General features: G+C 41.4%; 15 protein-coding genes and 1 pseudogene. 10 read left to right on the top strand and 6 right to left on the bottom strand.

Features of this window, described 5'->3' with window-relative positions:
• Window positions 1-6: 6 nt before the first annotated feature.
• On the top strand, window positions 7-819 hold the full coding sequence (locus H8S63_RS10365; RefSeq protein ID WP_007757761.1) for an SDR family oxidoreductase: 813 nt from the start codon (window positions 7-9) through the stop codon (window positions 817-819).
• A gap of 29 nt (window positions 820-848) precedes the next feature.
• Window positions 849-2,018: a mannonate dehydratase gene (gene uxuA, locus H8S63_RS10360; protein WP_007757757.1), complete on the top strand. Its 1,170-nt coding sequence runs from the start codon at window positions 849-851 to the stop codon at window positions 2,016-2,018.
• Window positions 2,019-2,101: 83 nt separating this feature from the next.
• Here the strand turns inward: uxuA and H8S63_RS20095 are convergent.
• Window positions 2,102-2,185 (bottom strand): annotated as a pseudogene (locus H8S63_RS20095) (DNA polymerase III subunit epsilon); the annotation flags it as partial.
• A 157-nt stretch (window positions 2,186-2,342) separates the two neighbouring features.
• On the opposite strand from H8S63_RS20095, the gene H8S63_RS10355 reads away from it, so the two are divergent.
• A complete protein-coding gene (locus H8S63_RS10355) occupies window positions 2,343-3,536 on the top strand; it encodes an ATP-binding protein (RefSeq protein WP_186926719.1) in 1,194 nt (397 codons plus the stop codon).
• Window positions 3,537-3,612: 76 nt separating this feature from the next.
• On the opposite strand, the gene H8S63_RS10350 is transcribed toward H8S63_RS10355, so the two are convergent.
• The gene (locus H8S63_RS10350; RefSeq protein WP_186926718.1) at window positions 3,613-4,134 is read right to left on the bottom strand and encodes a 3'-5' exonuclease; all 522 of its coding nucleotides are present in this window, start codon (window positions 4,132-4,134) and stop codon (window positions 3,613-3,615) included.
• A gap of 74 nt (window positions 4,135-4,208) precedes the next feature.
• Between H8S63_RS10350 and H8S63_RS10345 the strand changes: the two genes are divergently transcribed.
• Window positions 4,209-5,033, top strand: coding sequence for a helix-turn-helix domain-containing protein (locus H8S63_RS10345; RefSeq protein ID WP_186926717.1), 825 nt, complete (start codon window positions 4,209-4,211; stop codon window positions 5,031-5,033).
• A gap of 80 nt (window positions 5,034-5,113) precedes the next feature.
• Window positions 5,114-5,530 carry a pyridoxamine 5'-phosphate oxidase family protein gene (locus H8S63_RS10340; RefSeq protein WP_186926716.1) on the top strand — a complete coding sequence of 139 codons (417 nt, stop codon included), beginning with the start codon at window positions 5,114-5,116 and terminating at the stop codon, window positions 5,528-5,530.
• Between the two features lie 64 nt (window positions 5,531-5,594).
• On the opposite strand, the gene H8S63_RS10335 is transcribed toward H8S63_RS10340, so the two are convergent.
• Together H8S63_RS10335 and H8S63_RS10330 are read right to left on the bottom strand one after the other, a co-directional pair.
• On the bottom strand, window positions 5,595-5,870 hold the full coding sequence (locus H8S63_RS10335; RefSeq protein ID WP_186926715.1) for a putative quinol monooxygenase: 276 nt from the start codon (window positions 5,868-5,870) through the stop codon (window positions 5,595-5,597).
• Window positions 5,871-5,980: 110 nt separating this feature from the next.
• Window positions 5,981-6,415: a hypothetical protein gene (locus H8S63_RS10330; RefSeq protein WP_186926714.1), complete on the bottom strand. Its 435-nt coding sequence runs from the start codon at window positions 6,413-6,415 to the stop codon at window positions 5,981-5,983.
• A 529-nt stretch (window positions 6,416-6,944) separates the two neighbouring features.
• Between H8S63_RS10330 and H8S63_RS10325 the strand changes: the two genes are divergently transcribed.
• The 5 genes from H8S63_RS10325 to H8S63_RS10305 all read left to right on the top strand — a co-directional run bounded on the left by H8S63_RS10325 (window position 6,945) and on the right by H8S63_RS10305 (window position 14,313).
• A complete protein-coding gene (locus H8S63_RS10325; protein WP_186926713.1) occupies window positions 6,945-7,565 on the top strand; it encodes an HU family DNA-binding protein in 621 nt (206 codons plus the stop codon).
• Window positions 7,566-7,643: 78 nt separating this feature from the next.
• Window positions 7,644-9,356, top strand: a complete 1,713-nt coding sequence (locus tag H8S63_RS10320) for an ATP-binding protein (protein WP_186926712.1) — start codon at window positions 7,644-7,646, stop codon at window positions 9,354-9,356.
• 153 nt (window positions 9,357-9,509) lie between these two features.
• Window positions 9,510-10,049, top strand: coding sequence for a flavodoxin family protein (locus H8S63_RS10315; protein WP_186926711.1), 540 nt, complete (start codon window positions 9,510-9,512; stop codon window positions 10,047-10,049).
• Between the two features lie 117 nt (window positions 10,050-10,166).
• Entirely contained in the window at window positions 10,167-10,970 is an 804-nt protein-coding gene (locus tag H8S63_RS10310) for an MBL fold metallo-hydrolase (RefSeq protein ID WP_186926710.1), read from the top strand.
• 37 nt (window positions 10,971-11,007) lie between these two features.
• On the top strand, window positions 11,008-14,313 hold the full coding sequence (locus tag H8S63_RS10305) for a S41 family peptidase (RefSeq protein WP_186926709.1): 3,306 nt from the start codon (window positions 11,008-11,010) through the stop codon (window positions 14,311-14,313).
• Window positions 14,314-14,395: 82 nt separating this feature from the next.
• Here the strand turns inward: H8S63_RS10305 and H8S63_RS10300 are convergent, their stop codons facing one another.
• Together H8S63_RS10300 and H8S63_RS10295 are read right to left on the bottom strand one after the other, a co-directional pair.
• On the bottom strand, window positions 14,396-14,863 hold the full coding sequence (locus H8S63_RS10300) for a hypothetical protein (protein ID WP_186926708.1): 468 nt from the start codon (window positions 14,861-14,863) through the stop codon (window positions 14,396-14,398).
• A 213-nt stretch (window positions 14,864-15,076) separates the two neighbouring features.
• The gene (locus tag H8S63_RS10295; protein ID WP_186926707.1) at window positions 15,077-16,834 is read right to left on the bottom strand and encodes a 1-deoxy-D-xylulose-5-phosphate synthase; all 1,758 of its coding nucleotides are present in this window, start codon (window positions 16,832-16,834) and stop codon (window positions 15,077-15,079) included.
• Between the last annotated feature and the right edge of the window lie 79 nt (window positions 16,835-16,913).

Here is a 16,913-nt window from a genome sequence, read left to right as displayed (position 1 = left end):
AGAACTATGAATGAATTATTTAACGTAAAAGGCAAAGTAGTTGTAATTACCGGTGGAGCCGGAATCTTAGGTAAAGGTATTGCTGCATATCTTGCAAAAGAAGGTGCAAAAGTAGTGGTACTCGACAGAAGTGAAGAAGCTGGAAAAGCATTGGTAGAAAGTATCAAGGCAGAAGGAAACGAAGCTAAGTTCCTTTATACAGATGTAATGGACAAAGAAGTTCTGGAAGGCAACAAAGTGGAAATAATGAAAGCGTATGGACGTATTGATGTTTTGTTGAATGCTGCCGGTGGTAATATGGCAGGTGCTACAATCGCACCGGACAAGACATTCTTTGACTTGCAGATTGACGCATTCAAGAAAGTAGTGGATTTGAATCTGTTCGGTACAGTATTGCCTACAATGGTATTTGCTGAAGTCATGGTTGAACAGAAAAAGGGGTCTATCGTAAACTTCTGTTCTGAATCGGCTCTTCGTCCGTTGACCCGTGTCGTAGGTTACGGTGCAGCGAAAGCAGCGATCGCTAACTTTACCAAATACATGGCTGGTGAACTGGCTTTGAAATTCGGTAATGGTCTGCGTGTAAACGCTATCGCTCCCGGATTCTTCCTGACAGAACAGAACAGAACATTGTTGACGAATCCGGATGGTTCACTGACTGACCGTTCTAAGACTATTCTTGCGCATACTCCGTTCAATCGTTTCGGTGAACCGGAAGACCTTTACGGAACCATTCATTATCTGATTAGTGATGCCTCTAACTTCGTAACAGGTACAGTAGCTGTTATCGATGGTGGATTTGACGCATTCTCAATCTAATTTTAACTTTTAATTTTTTATTTAGCAATATGTATTTATGTGAACAAACCTGGCGCTGGTACGGTCCTAATGATCCGGTGAGCTTATGGGATATTAAGCAAGCAGGCGCTACCGGTATAGTAAATGCCCTTCATCATATTCCGAATGGCGAAGTATGGACTGTAGAAGAAATCATGAAGCGCAAGCAGATGATTGAAGAAGTAGGACTTACATGGTCTGTTGTAGAGAGTGTACCCGTACACGAACATATCAAGACGCAGACCGGTGATTTCATGAAGTATATTGAGAATTATAAGGAAAGTATCCGTAATCTGGCAAAATGTGGAGTAATGGTAGTTACTTACAACTTTATGCCTGTATTGGACTGGACACGTACGGACCTTGCCTATACAATGCCGGACGGCTCTAAAGCACTCCGTTTTGAAAAGGCGGCTTTCATAGCTTTCGATCTTTTCATCTTGAAACGTCCGAATGCGGAAAAAGACTACACTCCGGAAGAAATAGCTAAGGCTAAAGCCCGTTTCGAGCAAATGAGCGAGGATGATAAGAAACTGCTGGTTCGCAATATGATTGCCGGACTGCCCGGTTCGGAAGAAAGTTTCACAGTGGAACAGTTCCAGGAAGCTTTGGACCGTTATAATGATATTGATGCAGAAAAACTTCGTTCCAACTTGATTTTCTTCTTGAAAGAAATTGCCCCTGTTGCCGATGAAGTGGGAGTGAAGCTGGTGATTCACCCGGATGATCCTCCTTATACAATTTTAGGATTGCCGCGTATTCTGAGTACGGAAGAAGATTTCAGAAAACTGATTGAAGCCGTACCTAATGAGTCCAACGGTCTTTGTTTGTGTACAGGCTCTTTCGGTGTGCGTGCCGATAATGACCTTGCAGGTATGATGGAACGTTTTGGCGACCGTGTGAACTTTGTGCATTTGCGCAGTACGCAGCGTGATGAGGAAGGCAACTTCTACGAAGCCAACCACTTGGAAGGAAATGTAGATATGTACAACGTAATGAAGGCTTTTATTCTTTTGCAACAGCGTCGTAAATGCTCTATCGCCATGCGTCCCGACCACGGACATCAGATGATTGATGACTTGAAAAAGAAAACAAATCCTGGATATTCATGCTTAGGTCGCCTTCGCGGCTTGGCGGAACTTCGCGGCTTGGAAATGGGTATCGCCAAGTCTATCCTCTAATCGAAGTACATAGTTAGCACTTTATTATCAAACACTACGGCTATTATTGATTGAAATAATAGTTGTAGTGTTTTTTATTTGCCTTCTTCCGCTTCTATCGTATCATCATAAGTTAATCCGTGAATAGCCGTTGTCCATTGTGTATTGTAATTGGGAGCAGGATGGATTGATTTTCCAGCTAAGCCATAAAATAGATAAAAAAGCAGATGGATTGTTCGTGTAAAAATATTCATTATTAGAGAAAAGCCTTACCATTTGTAATGGATTGAACATTTTTATTTAATGGATTGAACATTTTTGCTCAAGTGAATAAACATTTTATAGATGATGGGATATAAAAGAGAACAATATTCAGAAGTGATGGCACGCATTAATGAACCTCGCGGAAAAATACAGGTTATTGTTGGGCCACGCCAAGTGGGTAAGTCCACATTGATTGGTCAAGTCCTTGAAGTCTGCAATATGCCTTATGACAGTTATTCGGCTGATGATGTCGTAGGTGCATCTGCAGACTGGCTGGCAGGTGTATGGCAGACAGCTCGTATGCGTATGGACATACGTGGGGAAGGGAAACGCCTATTGGTGGTAGACGAAATACAAAAGATAAACAACTGGAGCGAGACTGTAAAGGCTGAATGGGACAGAGATACCCGTGAAAAACGTGAGCTCATAGTCGTATTATTGGGGTCATCACGCATGTTAATCGAAAAGGGACTCACCGAATCATTGGCCGGCAGATATGAGCTAATTCGGCTGACACATTGGACTTTCCCTGAAATGAGAGAATGCTTCGGTTGGAATCTCTACCAATATGTCTATTTTGGTGGGTATCCGGGCGCAGCATCTTATATCACCGATGAGCGTCGTTGGCGAAACTACGTCAAAGACTCTTTGGTTGAACCATCCATCTCGAAGGATGTGCTGATGAATACAAAAATCATGAAGCCACAACTACTCCGCCAACTGTTTGAACTCGGTAGTAGTTATAGTGGCGAGCTACTGTCTCTTACCAAAGTGGCCGCTCAGCTTCAAGATGTAGGCAATGTCACCACGCTGGCTAGTTACCTCCATTTTTTGGATGAATGTGGTTTGCTGTGTGGTTTACAGAAGTATGCCGAAGACGATGCTCGCAAATACAACTCAATTCCTAAATTTCAAGTCCATAACAACGCTTTGCGCAACGTGTATGCTGATAAGGACTTCACGGAAATGGCTGAAGATCCTAAAGCTTGGGGGCGTTATGTAGAATCAGCAGTTGGTGCCTATATTGTAAGTCAGGCACAGATTTGTGATTACAAGGCTTATTACTGGCGTGATAGCCACGACGAAGTTGACTTTGTGCTTCATAGAAGAGGCAAGACAATCGCCATCGAGGTTAAAAGCGGAAGACGAACCACCAACAATGGCTTGCCTAAATTTGAAAAAGCTTACCATCCGTATAGGGCCTTTGTGGTCGGTTCCGGAGGCTTATCCTTTGAAGAGTTCCTATCAATAGATTTGAATTTACTCTTCAAGTAGGCGTATAACAAAAATTTGCCCATTCAAAAAAAAGAAAGAGACTTACCTGTCATCGGGTAGGTCTCTCGTTTTCCTCCTACTCGATTTTGTTTTTTTTCGGTTCGGGAATGATAAGCAAAGCTATTTGTGCGCAAGCTTCAGCATCTGCCAATGCGTGGTGATGGTTGGTCAGGTCATATCCGCACCGGGCGGCTACTGTGTGTAATTGATGATTCGGGAGTTCTTTTCCAAACACTTTTCTAGAGGCGCGGCAGGTGCAATAGAATTTATATGGAGGATAAGTCATTCCATACAGTTCATGAACCGCACGAAGGCAACCCTCATCAAAAGGGCTGTTGTGAGCTACCAGTGGCAAACCGTCTATCAGCGGTTTGATTTCCGCCCATACTTCTGGAAAATCATCCGCTTCTATCGTGTCATCGTACGTGAGTCCGTGGACAGCTGTCGTCCATTGGGTATAGTAGTTGGGGGCAGGACGAATCAAACGATAGATTTTGTTCATAATCTTTCCTTCCTTTACAATGACAACACCAACACTGCATATGCTAGTACGTTTGCCGTTGGCTGTTTCAAAGTCGATAGCAGCAAAATTCCTCATTTATTTTTTTATTTTGAGATACAAATGTATGAATTAGAATTTATTCTCTCTATATTTGTTTGCAAAATATATCCATGTATACAGAATATCAGCCTTCTCATTTACTTGTTCCCTATATTGATAACTATTGGGAGTTTAAGGGTAATCCGGATTATGGTATGCGCATCCATATTCTGCCGGATGGTTGTACCGATTTTATATTTACGCTGGGAGAGGTGGCTAATGCTGTTGAAGAAGGAAGTCTGATGATGCAACCCTATCGTTCCTATTTTGTAGGACCTATGACAAAATATTCGGAACTCGTCACTTATGCAGAATCGGTTCATATGTTTGGCGTTCGTTTTTTACCTTGCGGGCTCTCTTGTTTTACAAACCTGCCTCTGCATGAGTTTGTGAATAGTAGAATCAATGCCAATGAGATGAAGGCTGTTTTTGATGATACTTTTATTGAAAGACTGTGTGAGCAGAAGCATATTGCAGATCGAATACGAGTAGTGGAGGAATATTTGCTGGCATATTTGGCGCGCCATTATCGGCCTGCAGATTCGCACGTCGCTATGGCAGTGAACATGATTAATCATTCCGGAGGAAAACGTTCAGTTCGCAGCTTGATGGATGACGTCTGTTTGTGTCAGCGTCATTTTGAGAGAAAGTTCAAGCATTATACCGGATTTACTCCTAAAGAATACAGCCGTATTGTCAAATTTAAGAATGCTGTGGAATTATTGAGAACCACAACATCAGCCAATCTGTTGACTACGGCAGTCGATGCAGGATATTATGATTTAGCGCATTTTTCAAAAGAGATTAAGTCGATGTCCGGCAATACTCCTGCGTCTTTTCTTTCCCTTACCGTTCCGGAAGAAACTACACTTACTTATATCGAACCACAAAGATAGATAGGTAAAAGTCGCTTTTTTACAATAGAATGGGAAGATATGCCGTTACCTTTGCAGGGTTAATAAAAAACAATCAGCTTATGACCACAAAAACAATGAAAGAGAAAGCAACAGAATTGTTGCAGAGATGTGAAGTAGTTACCCTTGCTTCTGTGAATAAAGAAGGTTATCCCCGCCCTGTACCGATGAGCAAAATCCTGGCAGAAGGAATTTCCACTATTTGGATGTCTACCGGAGCAGATTCATTAAAAACAATTGATTTCTTATCGAATCCGAAAGCGGGATTATGTTTTCAGGATAAAGGAGACAGCGTAGCGTTAACGGGGACAGTGGAAGTTGTAACTGACGAAAAGATGAAGCAGGAACTTTGGCAGGACTGGTTTATCGATCATTTTCCCGGTGGCCCCACTGATCCCGGCTATGTCTTGTTGAAATTTGAATCGAATCACGTAACTTATTGGATTGAAGGAACATTCATCCATAAGAAACTCGACTAATTCTACTCGGGGAGATAAGGAATAGCGGTTAACGAGGCTGTTCGAGAACAGCCTCGTTATTCATTTAGAATTCAAATTTTTCCAATTTCATTTCAGCCAATTTCTGAATGATACCTACATATTGAGCGAAATGAGGAGATTTTTCGTGTGCTGCTAATACTTCGGCATTCTGCCAAGTTTCGCAAATCATGAAAACGTCAGGACGCGTGCTGCTTACGAAAGTATCATAAGCAATACATCCTTCTTCTTTTAAAGAGCAGGCAGTCAGTTCTTTTGCCGCTTTTATCGCTTCTTCGCGGTTGGATTCGTTTACACGAACAAAAACATTTAATCTGATCATAGTTTTTTTTATTAAATAGTTAGAATTTACTTTATCACGTTCTTGTGAATAAATCACGGGCAAAGATAACATTTTTGTGTATTTCCTAATTGTTTGTTCTTCAAAATTTACTACTCTTTGTCTGACGCCAAAGACAATAATAACATATTCCAAGCCTTTATCCCCATGAGATAAGGAAATTCTTGTGTCTGAGTGATTCTGACATTAACTTCCGGCAGTACACAATTGCCGATTCGAATATTAAACAGATGCACAGTGAGACTGTCGTTTACTGTATTCTCCTTTAGTTGCCTTATGGTTTCTTCTCCGCCTATTTCTTCGGTTGTCAGTACTCCCGCTTCATGCCATGCTAATACACCTTGCGGAGAGACAGTGAATTCACTATTTTCATCTGATAGTTGAAAACAGGTTTTACTACCGTTCACTATGACAGATACAAGTTTTCCTTTATCAGTAATTTCCATAGGAAGTTCGAGCGTCTTATCTTTTCCCTGAAAGGTATATACAGGGTGTTTATTCGATTCAATAGCCCGGATTTCCGACATAACTTTCGCTGTTTTTATTTTCTCTCGATGTTCTCTTATACGTCCGTTACGAGATTTGCATCTGAAGAGTATCAGCAGACATAGAAGTAAAATGAATATGAGTACAGAGACTAAGTAATCTTTGCATTTTTCTCGGAGTCTATTTAGAGAGGAAGAAGATTTTCTCATTGTTGTTGCTTTTAAATCACCCGATGTTGCAGCACCAGATATGAAAGGCTTATTTCCCATAAGCCTCAACTGTTAATTCAAGCAAAGATAAGTAATATCTCTATTACTAACCATGTTTTTGCTTAAAACTTAATGGTTGTATCTCATAAAGTTATATCTTTGTATGCGATGAATTAATCGTCTGACAGTTGTTGTACTTTCGTCTGACAATTGTTATCTTTTCGTCTTACAGTTGTCATACGAAAAAGATACAGTTGTCAGACGATTAATTTTATATAGACTGATGATTAAAGTTTAATGAATAGAGATTAAATCTATGCAGTAGAAGTAATAAATGTATGAACTAATAAAAAATATGCTTATGAGTGCCCAATATGATTTGTATGAAACGCCGGATCCTGCTAATACCGGTGAACAAAAGCCACTACACGCCCGTATCGTTCCAAGCGGAACCTACTCGAAAAAAGAGTTTCTGGAACGTGTGTCCCGTTCTTCCCAGACTTTTAATTATAATGTTATAGATGCGGTGGTAGGAGTGGTGATAGACGAACTGGCTGAGGCTCTATCAGAAGGATATACCGTCGAACTTGGCGAGCTTGGTTATTTCAGCATCTCTTTGAAATGTACGCATAAAGTGATGAATAAACGGGAGATTCGTGCCGAATCAATCTGTTTTGATAATGTACATTTGCGCACTTCCAAAGAGTTCAAAAGGAAGATTAAGCGTGAGATAGAGTTGGAACGTGTGGATAAATCCAAACACTCTTCTCAAAAAGTGGAATTTTCTATGGAGCAACGCCAGCAGCTTTTACAGAAATTTCTGAAAAGTAACGGTGGTATTACCCGGCTGGAATATAGTAGCTTGACCGGACTTTCCCGGCTGAAAGCAATAGATGATTTGAATACTTTCATTGAGAAAGGGATTCTTCGTAAACGTGGAGCTGGAAGAGCCGTGTTTTATGTTTGGAAACAAGAGCAATAACAATCAATTCAAAGATTTCTTCTTGTTATTGCTAACAATTTTGTACCTTTGTTTGTCTATAGAAAAAACAGTAGGATTATGGCAAGTATAACAATTCCTTATGCAGTAGCAGATTTCATAGAAATGCGTGAACGTGGTTTCTATTACGTAGATAAGACCCAATATATAGCTAAGCTTGAAGATTATAAGGCTCCTGTATTTCTGCGTCCCCGTCGCTTTGGAAAGAGTTTGTTAGTCTCTACTCTAGCTTGCTATTATGACCGTACGAAAGCGCATCGGTTTGAAGAACTGTTTGGTGACACGTGGATTGGAAACCATCCGACAAAAGAACATAACCGTTATATGATAATCCGTTATGACTTCTCCGCAATGGTAATGTCAGACCATATTCAAGGGCTGGCACAGAATTTTAATGACCTGAATTGCGGTCCGGTAGAAGTAATGGTAGCACATAATCGTGATTTGTTTGGTGATTTTGAATTTACCAATCGCGGGGATGCATCTAAAATGTTGGAAGAAGTGCTTACTTACGCCCGCTCTCACGAACTGCCTAAAGTTTATATTTTGATTGATGAATATGATAATTTCACCAATCAATTACTTACTGCCTATAATGATCCACTCTATGAAGAAGTTACTACTAATGACAGCTTTCTGCGTACTTTTTTTAAAGTAATTAAAAAAGGTATTGGTGAGGGGAGTATCCGTACTTGTTTTTGTACAGGTGTGCTGCCTGTCACTATGGATGATTTGACTAGTGGATATAATATTGCAGAGATATTGACTTTTGAGCCTAATTTCCTGAATATGCTTGGGTTTACATACGAAGAAACTGAAACGTATCTACGTTATGTGCTTGATAAGTATTCTACGGGACAGGATCGCTTTGACGAAATATGGCAACTAATAGTGAGTAACTATGATGGTTATCGTTTCCGTCCGAATGGAGATCGGTTATTCAATGCCACTATCCTTACTTACTTCTTCAAGAAATTTGCAGCCAATGCCGGTAGTATTCCGGACGAATTGGTAGATGAAAATCTACGTACTGACATTCATTGGATTCGTCGGTTGACTCTTTCGCTGGATAATGCGAAAGCGATGTTGGATGCATTGGTAATTGACGATGAATTGCCTTATAATGTGGCTGATCTTGCCGGTAAGTTTAATAAGAAAAAGTTTTTTGATAAAGAGTTTTATCCCATTAGTTTGTTTTATTTGGGAATGACGACGTTGAAGGATAAATTTGTGACCACATTGCCTAATATGACGATGCGTAGTGTATACATGGACTACTATAATCAACTGAACAAAATAGAAGGCAATGCACAACGTTATGTTCCTGTGTATCGGCACTATGATTCCAATCGAAGCTTGGAACCACTCGTTCAGAATTATTTCGAACAATATTTGGGACAATTTCCAGCACAGGTTTTTGATAAGATCAATGAAAACTTTATCCGGTGTTCTTTCTACGAACTGGTATCGCGTTATTTAAGTAGCTGTTATACCTTTGCCATCGAACAGAATAATTCAGCAGGCCGATCAGACTTTGAAATGACCGGTATTCCCGGTACAGATTACCATACGGATGATCGTGTGGTCGAATTTAAATATTATCGTATGAAAGAAGCTGAAAAGATGCTTGTACTTTCCGAGCCTCTTCCCGAGCACGTGGAACAGGTGAAAAGATACGGTGAAGACACTAAGAAAAAGTTTCCTAATTATAATGTACGGACATATGTGGTGTACATTTGTGCTAATAAGGGATGGAAATTTTGGGAAGTATGAGACTTCGTTGTTTTGCGGTTACTCTGCTGATGTATATCTGTAATTCGGGTATCTTTCTCTGTAATTTGTCTACATTCGATATACTTTTATTTCCATATTTTTGCAAAGTGAATCATTGATAAAAGGATTCGGAAAATATAAAATAGTAAAGTTATGGCTAAAAAAGTTCTGATACTTTCGTCCAGTCCACGCAGAGGTGGAAATTCGGACGTACTTTGTGATGAGTTTATGAAAGGTGCTCTTGAAGAGGGTAATGAAGTGGAAAAGATTTTTCTGAAAGATAAGACGGTACATCCTTGTACGGGGTGCAGTGTTTGCAGTATGTACGGAAAACCTTGTCCGCAGAAAGACGATGCGGCTGAGATTGTGGAGAAGATGATTGCCGCCGATGTCATCGTAATGGCAACACCGGTTTATTTTTATACTATGTGCGGACAAATGAAGATAATGATCGATCGCTGCTGCGCACGGTATACGGAAATAAGCAACAAGGAATTTTATTTTATCATTGCGGCAGCTGAAAACAGTAAAGCGATGATGGAACGCACTATTGATGGTTTTCGTGGGTTCCTCGACTGTCTGGAAGCACCGCAGGAAAAAGGGGTTGTCTATGGGGTAGGTGCTTGGAAAGTAGGGGAGATTAAAGATACTCCACATATGAAGGAAGCCTACGAAATGGGAAAACGTATTTGACGAAAACCAATTATTTTAGTAGATAATAGTCTGGATTGTTTGTTCTGCTACGGAATTGTTATAATTTTGTGGCAGAACTTTTTGTCATGTGCAATATCTATCTAAAAGTACATTATTATGAATTATAAAATAACCACTCTGGTGGAGAATTGCGTTTATGGGCGCAAGCTACAGGCAGAGCATGGGCTTTCTCTTTATATTGAAACGGCAGAACATAAATTACTCTTTGATACAGGTGCATCGGATTTATTCATTAGCAATGCCCGTCTGCTTCACATCGACTTGCGGGAAGTAGACTATCTGATACTCTCTCATGGGCATAGTGACCATACGGGAGGTTTGCGTCATTTTCTGGAATTGAATACCATTGCAACAGTTGTGTGCAAGCGTAGCATTTTCTTACCTAAATTTAAGGATGATCGTGAAAATGGAATTAAGCATACCGAAACGTTCGACTTATCCCGTTTTCGCTTTATTGACCAACGGACGGAATTGCTTCCGGGAGTTGTCTTGTTTCCATCGATAAAAATCGAAGATAAGGAAGATACTCATTTTGAACGGTTCTTTGTTCAACAAGATGACGGCAATAAGATTCCCGATACTTTTGAGGATGAACTGGCGGTGGCGCTGGTCGGCGATGAAAGTTTCTCTGTGCTGAGTGCCTGTTCCCATCGAGGAATCACTAATATATTGCGAACGATACGGAACGCATTTCCCGGTCTCCCTTGTGAGCTGCTTTTGGGCGGTTTTCATATCCATAATGCGGAAGAGCAAAAATATCATGTGATTTCAGATTATCTCCAACGGTATATGCCTCGTCAGATAGGAGTGTGCCATTGTACGGGAGTAGACAAGTACGCTTTTTTCTGTAAGGATTTTGGTGACAGGATATTTTATAATCACACAGGAAGAGTTATTTAGAAGGACTGTTTTAGGCATAAATATAGACTAATTAAATATGAAGAAACTTATCACTTGTTTATCGTTTGCGCTGGCCGCAGTATCCGTCGGCTATGCTGCTGTAACTCCTTTATGGATGCGCGACGCGCGTATTTCGCCCGATGGAAGCGAAATAGTCTTTTGCTATAAAGGCGATATCTACAAAGTATCCGCACAAGGAGGAACTGCCGTCCAATTAACAACACAAGCCTCTTATGAAGCCAATCCGGTCTGGTCGCCCGATGGAGAGCAGATTGCTTTTGCCAGCGACCGCAATGGGAATTTTGACCTTTTTATTATGTCTGCCGATGGAGGTGCTGCCCGGAGACTGACTTATCATTCTGCTTCGGAAATTCCCTCCACCTTTACACCGGATGGGAAGTATGTGCTTTTTTCCGCTTCCATTCAAGATCCGGCAACCAGTGCATTGTTTCCTACAAGTGCTATGACGGAACTGTATAGAGTGCCTGTCGAGGGGGGGAATACCGAACAAGTCTTGGGTACTCCTGCCGAATGGGTTTGTTTTGACAAGGCCGGGAGTAATTTCCTTTATCAGGACCGTAAAGGGTTTGAAGACGAATGGAGAAAACACCATACGTCATCCATCGCAAGAGATATCTGGCTGTACGATACTCAAACAGGAGAACATACTAATCTGACGAACCGCAACGGGGAAGACCGTAATCCGGTTTACGCTCCCGACGGGAAGTCTGTGTATTTTCTGAGCGAACGTAATGGAGGTTCATTCAATGTATATTCTTTCCCATTGAATGCTCCGCAGCAAGTGAAGCCTGTAACGACTTTCCGTACTCACCCGGTGCGTTTTCTCTCTGTCAGTGATAAGGGAACCTTGTGCTATGCATACGATGGGGAACTTTATACGCAACTGCCGAACTCCCGTCCGCAAAAGGTGAAAGTGGAACTTGTCCGTGATGATGACAAGGATATCGCATCATTCAGATTCTCACAGGGAGCTACTTCCGCCTGTGTTTCTCCGGATGGCAAGCAGGTAGCGTTCATCGTTCGTGGCGATGTTTTCGTTACGTCAACTAATTATCCGACAACTAAGCAGATAACCAATACACCTGCCGGAGAATCGGGCCTTTCGTTTGCTCCGGACAATAGGACGTTGGTGTATGCCAGCGAACGGACAGGCAACTGGCAACTGTATATGGCAAAGATTATACGTAAAGAAGATCCTAATTTTCCCAATGCAACTCTTATTGAGGAAGAGGTGTTACTCCCCTCTAAAACAGTGGAACGCAGATATCCGCAATATTCTCCGGATGGGAAGGAGATTGCCTTTATCGAAGACCGCAACCGTCTGATGGTACTCAATCTGGAGACGAAGAAAGTACGTCAGGTGACGGATGGATCTACATGGTACAATACAGGGGGCGGGTTTGATTATGAATGGTCGCCGGACGGCAAATGGTTTACGTTGGAATTTATAGGAAACCGTCATGATCCGTATTCTGATATCGGTATTGTCAGTGCGCAAGGAGGAGCAATCACTAATCTGACAAATAGCGGTTATATGAGCGGTTCTCCGCGTTGGGTACTTGACGGGAACGCTGTTCTTTTCCAAACGGAACGCTACGGGATGCGTGCCCACGCTTCGTGGGGTTCACAACAGGATGTTATGCTGGTATTCCTGAACCAGGATGCATACGATCGTTATCGGTTGAGCAAGGAGGATTTCGAATTACTCAAAGAGTTTGAAAAGGAACAGAAGAAGGCGAAAGAGAAAGACGAGAAGAAAAAGAATGAAAAGAAAAAGGACGCCGGTAAAGATAAAAAGAAAGATGGAGATAAAGATGGAGACAACGGTAAGTCCGACAAAGATAAGGAAAGTAAAAAAGAGATTGTAGTAGAGTTGAAAGGTATTGAGGACCGCATTGTCCGCTTGACACCCAATTCTTCGGATTTAGGTAGCGCCATTGTCTCAAAAGACGGAGAGAACCTCTACTATTTTTCTGCTTTTGAAGGTGGTTATGACCTTTGGAAAATGAATCTTCGTGAAAAGGAGACAAAGCGTCTGCATAAGCTCAATACCGGTTGGGTTTCCTTATCTATGGATAAAGATGGAAATATATTCTTGTTGGGCAGTAGGAATATGCAGAAGATGGATGCAAAGTCGGATGCGTTGAAACCGATTAGTTATCAAGCGGAGATGAAGATGGATTTGGCTGCCGAACGGGAAGCTATGTTTGACCATGTATATAAGCAACAGCAGAAACGCTTCTATAACTTGAATATGCACGGAGTGAATTGGGATGAGATGAGTGCGGCTTACCGTAAGTTCCTTCCTCATATCGACAATAACTATGATTTTGCCGAATTGCTGAGTGAGTGGCTGGGCGAGTTGAATGTATCCCATACCGGAGGCCGTTATTTTGCCAACGGTAAGGGAGATGTTACTTCTAATTTGGGGCTTTTGTTCGATTGGGAATATCGGGGAAAAGGCATGAGAATTGCTGAAGTGATAGAGAAAGGTCCGTTTGATCATTCCCGTACCAAAGTAAAGGAAGGATGCATTATTGAGAAAATCAATGGACAGGAAATTTCTCAGGAAAATGATATTACTGTTTTGCTGAACAACAAAGCAGGCAAGAAAACATTGATTTCACTATACGATCCGCAGAGTAAAGAGCGTTGGGAAGAGGTGGTTATGCCTATTTCCGGTGGGCGTTTAAACGGACTGTTGTATAACCGTTGGGTAAAACAACGTGCTGCGGAAGTGGAAAAATGGTCGAACGGAAGATTGGGATATGTGCATATACAGTCTATGGGTGACGGAAGTTTCCGTACTGTCTATTCTGATATTCTGGGTAAATATAACAACTGTGAGGGGATTGTCATCGATACTCGTTTCAACGGTGGAGGCCGACTGCATGAAGAGATTGAAATTTTGTTCAGCGGGCAGAAATATTTCACGCAGGTAGTACGTGGGCGTGAAGCTTGTGATATGCCGAGCCGTCGTTGGAATAAACCTTCCATTATGTTGCAATGTGAAGCGAATTACTCGAATGCGCACGGTACTCCTTGGGTATATAAACACCGGAATATCGGCAGGCTCGTCGGTATGCCTGTACCGGGAACGATGACCAGTGTTTCTTGGGAGACTTTGCAGGATCCTTCGTTAGTATTCGGTATTCCTATTGTCGGTTATCGTTTGGCTGACGGTAGCTATCTGGAAAATTCTCAGTTGGAGCCTGATATTAAGGTGGCTAATAGTCCGGAAACTGTTGTAAAAGGTGAGGATATACAATTGAAGGCAGCAGTTGGCGAATTGTTGAAAGAGATTGATAGTAAAAAGAAATAGATAGATTTGCTATAGATGAGGGGTGTACCATAATTCATTTATGACACACCCCTTATTCTTTTATATAGTTAATAGTTCCGGTTTATTCTTCTTCTTCATTCTCTTCTTTATTTTTCTTTCCTAGTCCTAAAAGGCCGAAAATGAAATCTTTCAGATAGCTTATTATGCCGATGACCACTAAAGCGGCAAATCCATAGAAAAGAATACTGCCACCCCATTTGTCCCAAAATGTAGGAGTGGGGATAAGGATGCTCAGTTCTTCCACATTCAAGTCTTTTTTAATGACTTCTGCGTATTCGTCTGAAATTTCATAATAAGTGTCGGGCTTCGATTCTGAGAAGAGTACTAAAGTACGTTTTCCGTCTTCTTCGATGTACCCTAAATCCAAATGAGCGCCTTCATCTGTTTTGTAATAAGAACTATCCGGAAGAGCGGCAACTTTCGGGATACTGTTGTCTACCGGAATTCTGATTTTCATACGTGCTTCGGCATTGCTCACGAAAAGTCCGGCAATGACAGTCAGGATAAATAGAAATTTTTTCATAATCATAAAATATAAAGATTTAATAATGTGTAGTTGTTAGTCGCAATCACAATTAATCTGTTTTTGTGTTCCAAAGATAAATGAAAAACATGAAAACCAAACAATTGTTTTGTTTTTTATTTGATTGAATAGTTGAAAAATAAGAATAGGTTGATGTATACTGTCTGTTATGACAATTACATCAACCTATAAGAGTATATAGTGAATTGGTAGTATGCTTTATCTGATAAGTGCAGTGATATCTTCTACAATCTGTTCATCCGTCAGGTGATTGGCACGAAGAAATTCCTGTAGATCATAACGGTCTACAAATTCTTTTTTGGCTCCGTAATTGAGAACTTTCATGTCGGAAGTGCCATAATAGCGGCTAATCTTTTCGCCGAATCCACCATCCAAGGTACCATCTTCTAACGTGATTACTAATTCATGGTCGGCTTTCAGCTCATTCATGAGCTCGCTGTCTATTCCGGTGATGTAACGCGGATTGATGAGTGTCGCGTCAATATTTTCTTTTTCTTTTAGGAGTGATGCGACCGACTGTCCTAATCCATAGAATGAGCCTAAAGCTACAATTGCGACTTTCGAACCGCGATGAGTGACTTTATAGCGATTAAGAATGCTGTAATCGGAGTCCACCGGCTCTCCGCAACTAATAACCTCGGTAGCCGGAACACGGATGGCAACAGGGTGTTCATTTTGACGGATGCTCCATTCTAACATGGCAATATATTCTTCTTTGCAAGTCGGTGCCAGATAAACCATATTGGGAATATTGCTGATGACCGGAATATCGAAGAAACAGAGATGTGTCACATCATTCATTCCGGATAATGTACCCCAGAATACGAGCAGGACAGCCGGATTATTGTTGATGCAGAGGTCTTGTGAAAGTTGGTCGTAAGAGCGTTGGATAAATGTACTGTAAACTCCATAAACCGGCTTTCCACCGTTGGCTGCAATGCCCGAAGCAAGTGCTACCGCGTGTTCTTCAGCAATACCTACATCTACGAATTGTTTGCCTGCTTCTTGCCGACGGTCCGGAGTAAAGCCCAGAACAGCGGGAGTGCCCGAAGTAATTGTTACTACACGCGGGTCTTCTTTCATCTTTTGCAGCAGGTATTGGGCGGTTACTTCGCTATAATCTTCTTCTTCATCGTTTACTTTGGCTTCTCCGGTCTCCGGATTGAATGGAGTACGCCAATGATAAGTCTCTTTATCTTGCTCGGCACGTGCATAGCCTTTACCTTTGAGAGTATTGATGTGTACTACTATCGGATGTTGGATATCTTTTATTTTAGAGAAAGCTTCGATTAATGCCTGTACATTGTTGCCATCATTTACATACATATAATCCAGTCCCATAGCTTTGAAGAAGTTACAGTCACATTGACCGTTGCTGTCACGTAATTCTTTTAGATTCTTGTATAATCCGCCATGATTCTCGGCAATAGACATTTGGTTGTCATTGACGATGATAATCATGTTGGTACCCAGCTCTGCCACATAGTCCAACCCTTCGAATGCTTCACCGCCACTTAAAGAACCGTCGCCTATGACAGCTATGATATTTTCATTACCGCCTGTAAGGTCACGTCCTTTTGCCAGTCCGCTGGCCAGGCTGACGGAAGTAGAGGTATGTCCGATGATAAAGAAATCGTGCTCACTTTCTTGCGGTTCGGTATACCCTGATACATTGTCGTATTTGGCCGGATTGAGGAAAGCGTCTTTACGACCGGTCAACATCTTGTGTACATAACTCTGGTGCGATACGTCAAATACAATTTTGTCTTTGGGCGAGTTGAATACATAGTGTAGGGCAATTGTCGTTTCTACCATTCCGAAGTTGGGGCCGAAATGTCCGCCATGTTCACTTAGCTTTTGCAGAAGTGCGGCACGGATTTCACCGCTTAATTTATTAAGCTCTTCAATCGATAGTTTTTTTACATCTTCAGGCGAATAAATATTTTCTAAATACATACCAAACAGTTTTTATAAATAATCTTTTTACTTATTTCTTTATGATATTGCAAAGATACGGCAGAATTTGTGATTTACT

The organism is Bacteroides sp. NSJ-39, from assembly GCF_014287315.1.
Lineage (GTDB): Bacteria > Bacteroidota > Bacteroidia > Bacteroidales > Bacteroidaceae > Bacteroides > Bacteroides finegoldii.
The sequence above is the reverse complement of the archived record's forward strand: the minus strand, read 5'-3'. Positions and strand labels throughout refer to the sequence as shown.

What these genes read in the sequence shown, in the direction of transcription:
- H8S63_RS10300 (WP_186926708.1), bottom strand. Translation starts at nt 14,863, where the DNA reads ATGATTATGAAAAAATTTCTATTTATCCTGACTGTCATTGCCGGACTT.
- H8S63_RS10330 (WP_186926714.1), bottom strand. Translation starts at nt 6,415, where the DNA reads ATGTCGGAAATCCGGGCTATTGAATCGAATAAACACCCTGTATATACC.
- H8S63_RS10365 (WP_007757761.1), top strand. Translation starts at nt 7, where the DNA reads ATGAATGAATTATTTAACGTAAAAGGCAAAGTAGTTGTAATTACCGGT.
- H8S63_RS10305 (WP_186926709.1), top strand. Translation starts at nt 11,008, where the DNA reads ATGAAGAAACTTATCACTTGTTTATCGTTTGCGCTGGCCGCAGTATCC.
- H8S63_RS10315 (WP_186926711.1), top strand. Translation starts at nt 9,510, where the DNA reads ATGGCTAAAAAAGTTCTGATACTTTCGTCCAGTCCACGCAGAGGTGGA.
- uxuA (WP_007757757.1), top strand. Translation starts at nt 849, where the DNA reads ATGTATTTATGTGAACAAACCTGGCGCTGGTACGGTCCTAATGATCCG.
- H8S63_RS10355 (WP_186926719.1), top strand. Translation starts at nt 2,343, where the DNA reads ATGATGGGATATAAAAGAGAACAATATTCAGAAGTGATGGCACGCATT.
- H8S63_RS10295 (WP_186926707.1), bottom strand. Translation starts at nt 16,834, where the DNA reads ATGTATTTAGAAAATATTTATTCGCCTGAAGATGTAAAAAAACTATCG.
- H8S63_RS10340 (WP_186926716.1), top strand. Translation starts at nt 5,114, where the DNA reads ATGACCACAAAAACAATGAAAGAGAAAGCAACAGAATTGTTGCAGAGA.
- H8S63_RS10320 (WP_186926712.1), top strand. Translation starts at nt 7,644, where the DNA reads ATGGCAAGTATAACAATTCCTTATGCAGTAGCAGATTTCATAGAAATG.
- H8S63_RS10335 (WP_186926715.1), bottom strand. Translation starts at nt 5,870, where the DNA reads ATGATCAGATTAAATGTTTTTGTTCGTGTAAACGAATCCAACCGCGAA.
- H8S63_RS10345 (WP_186926717.1), top strand. Translation starts at nt 4,209, where the DNA reads ATGTATACAGAATATCAGCCTTCTCATTTACTTGTTCCCTATATTGAT.
- H8S63_RS10325 (WP_186926713.1), top strand. Translation starts at nt 6,945, where the DNA reads ATGAGTGCCCAATATGATTTGTATGAAACGCCGGATCCTGCTAATACC.
- H8S63_RS10350 (WP_186926718.1), bottom strand. Translation starts at nt 4,134, where the DNA reads ATGAGGAATTTTGCTGCTATCGACTTTGAAACAGCCAACGGCAAACGT.
- H8S63_RS10310 (WP_186926710.1), top strand. Translation starts at nt 10,167, where the DNA reads ATGAATTATAAAATAACCACTCTGGTGGAGAATTGCGTTTATGGGCGC.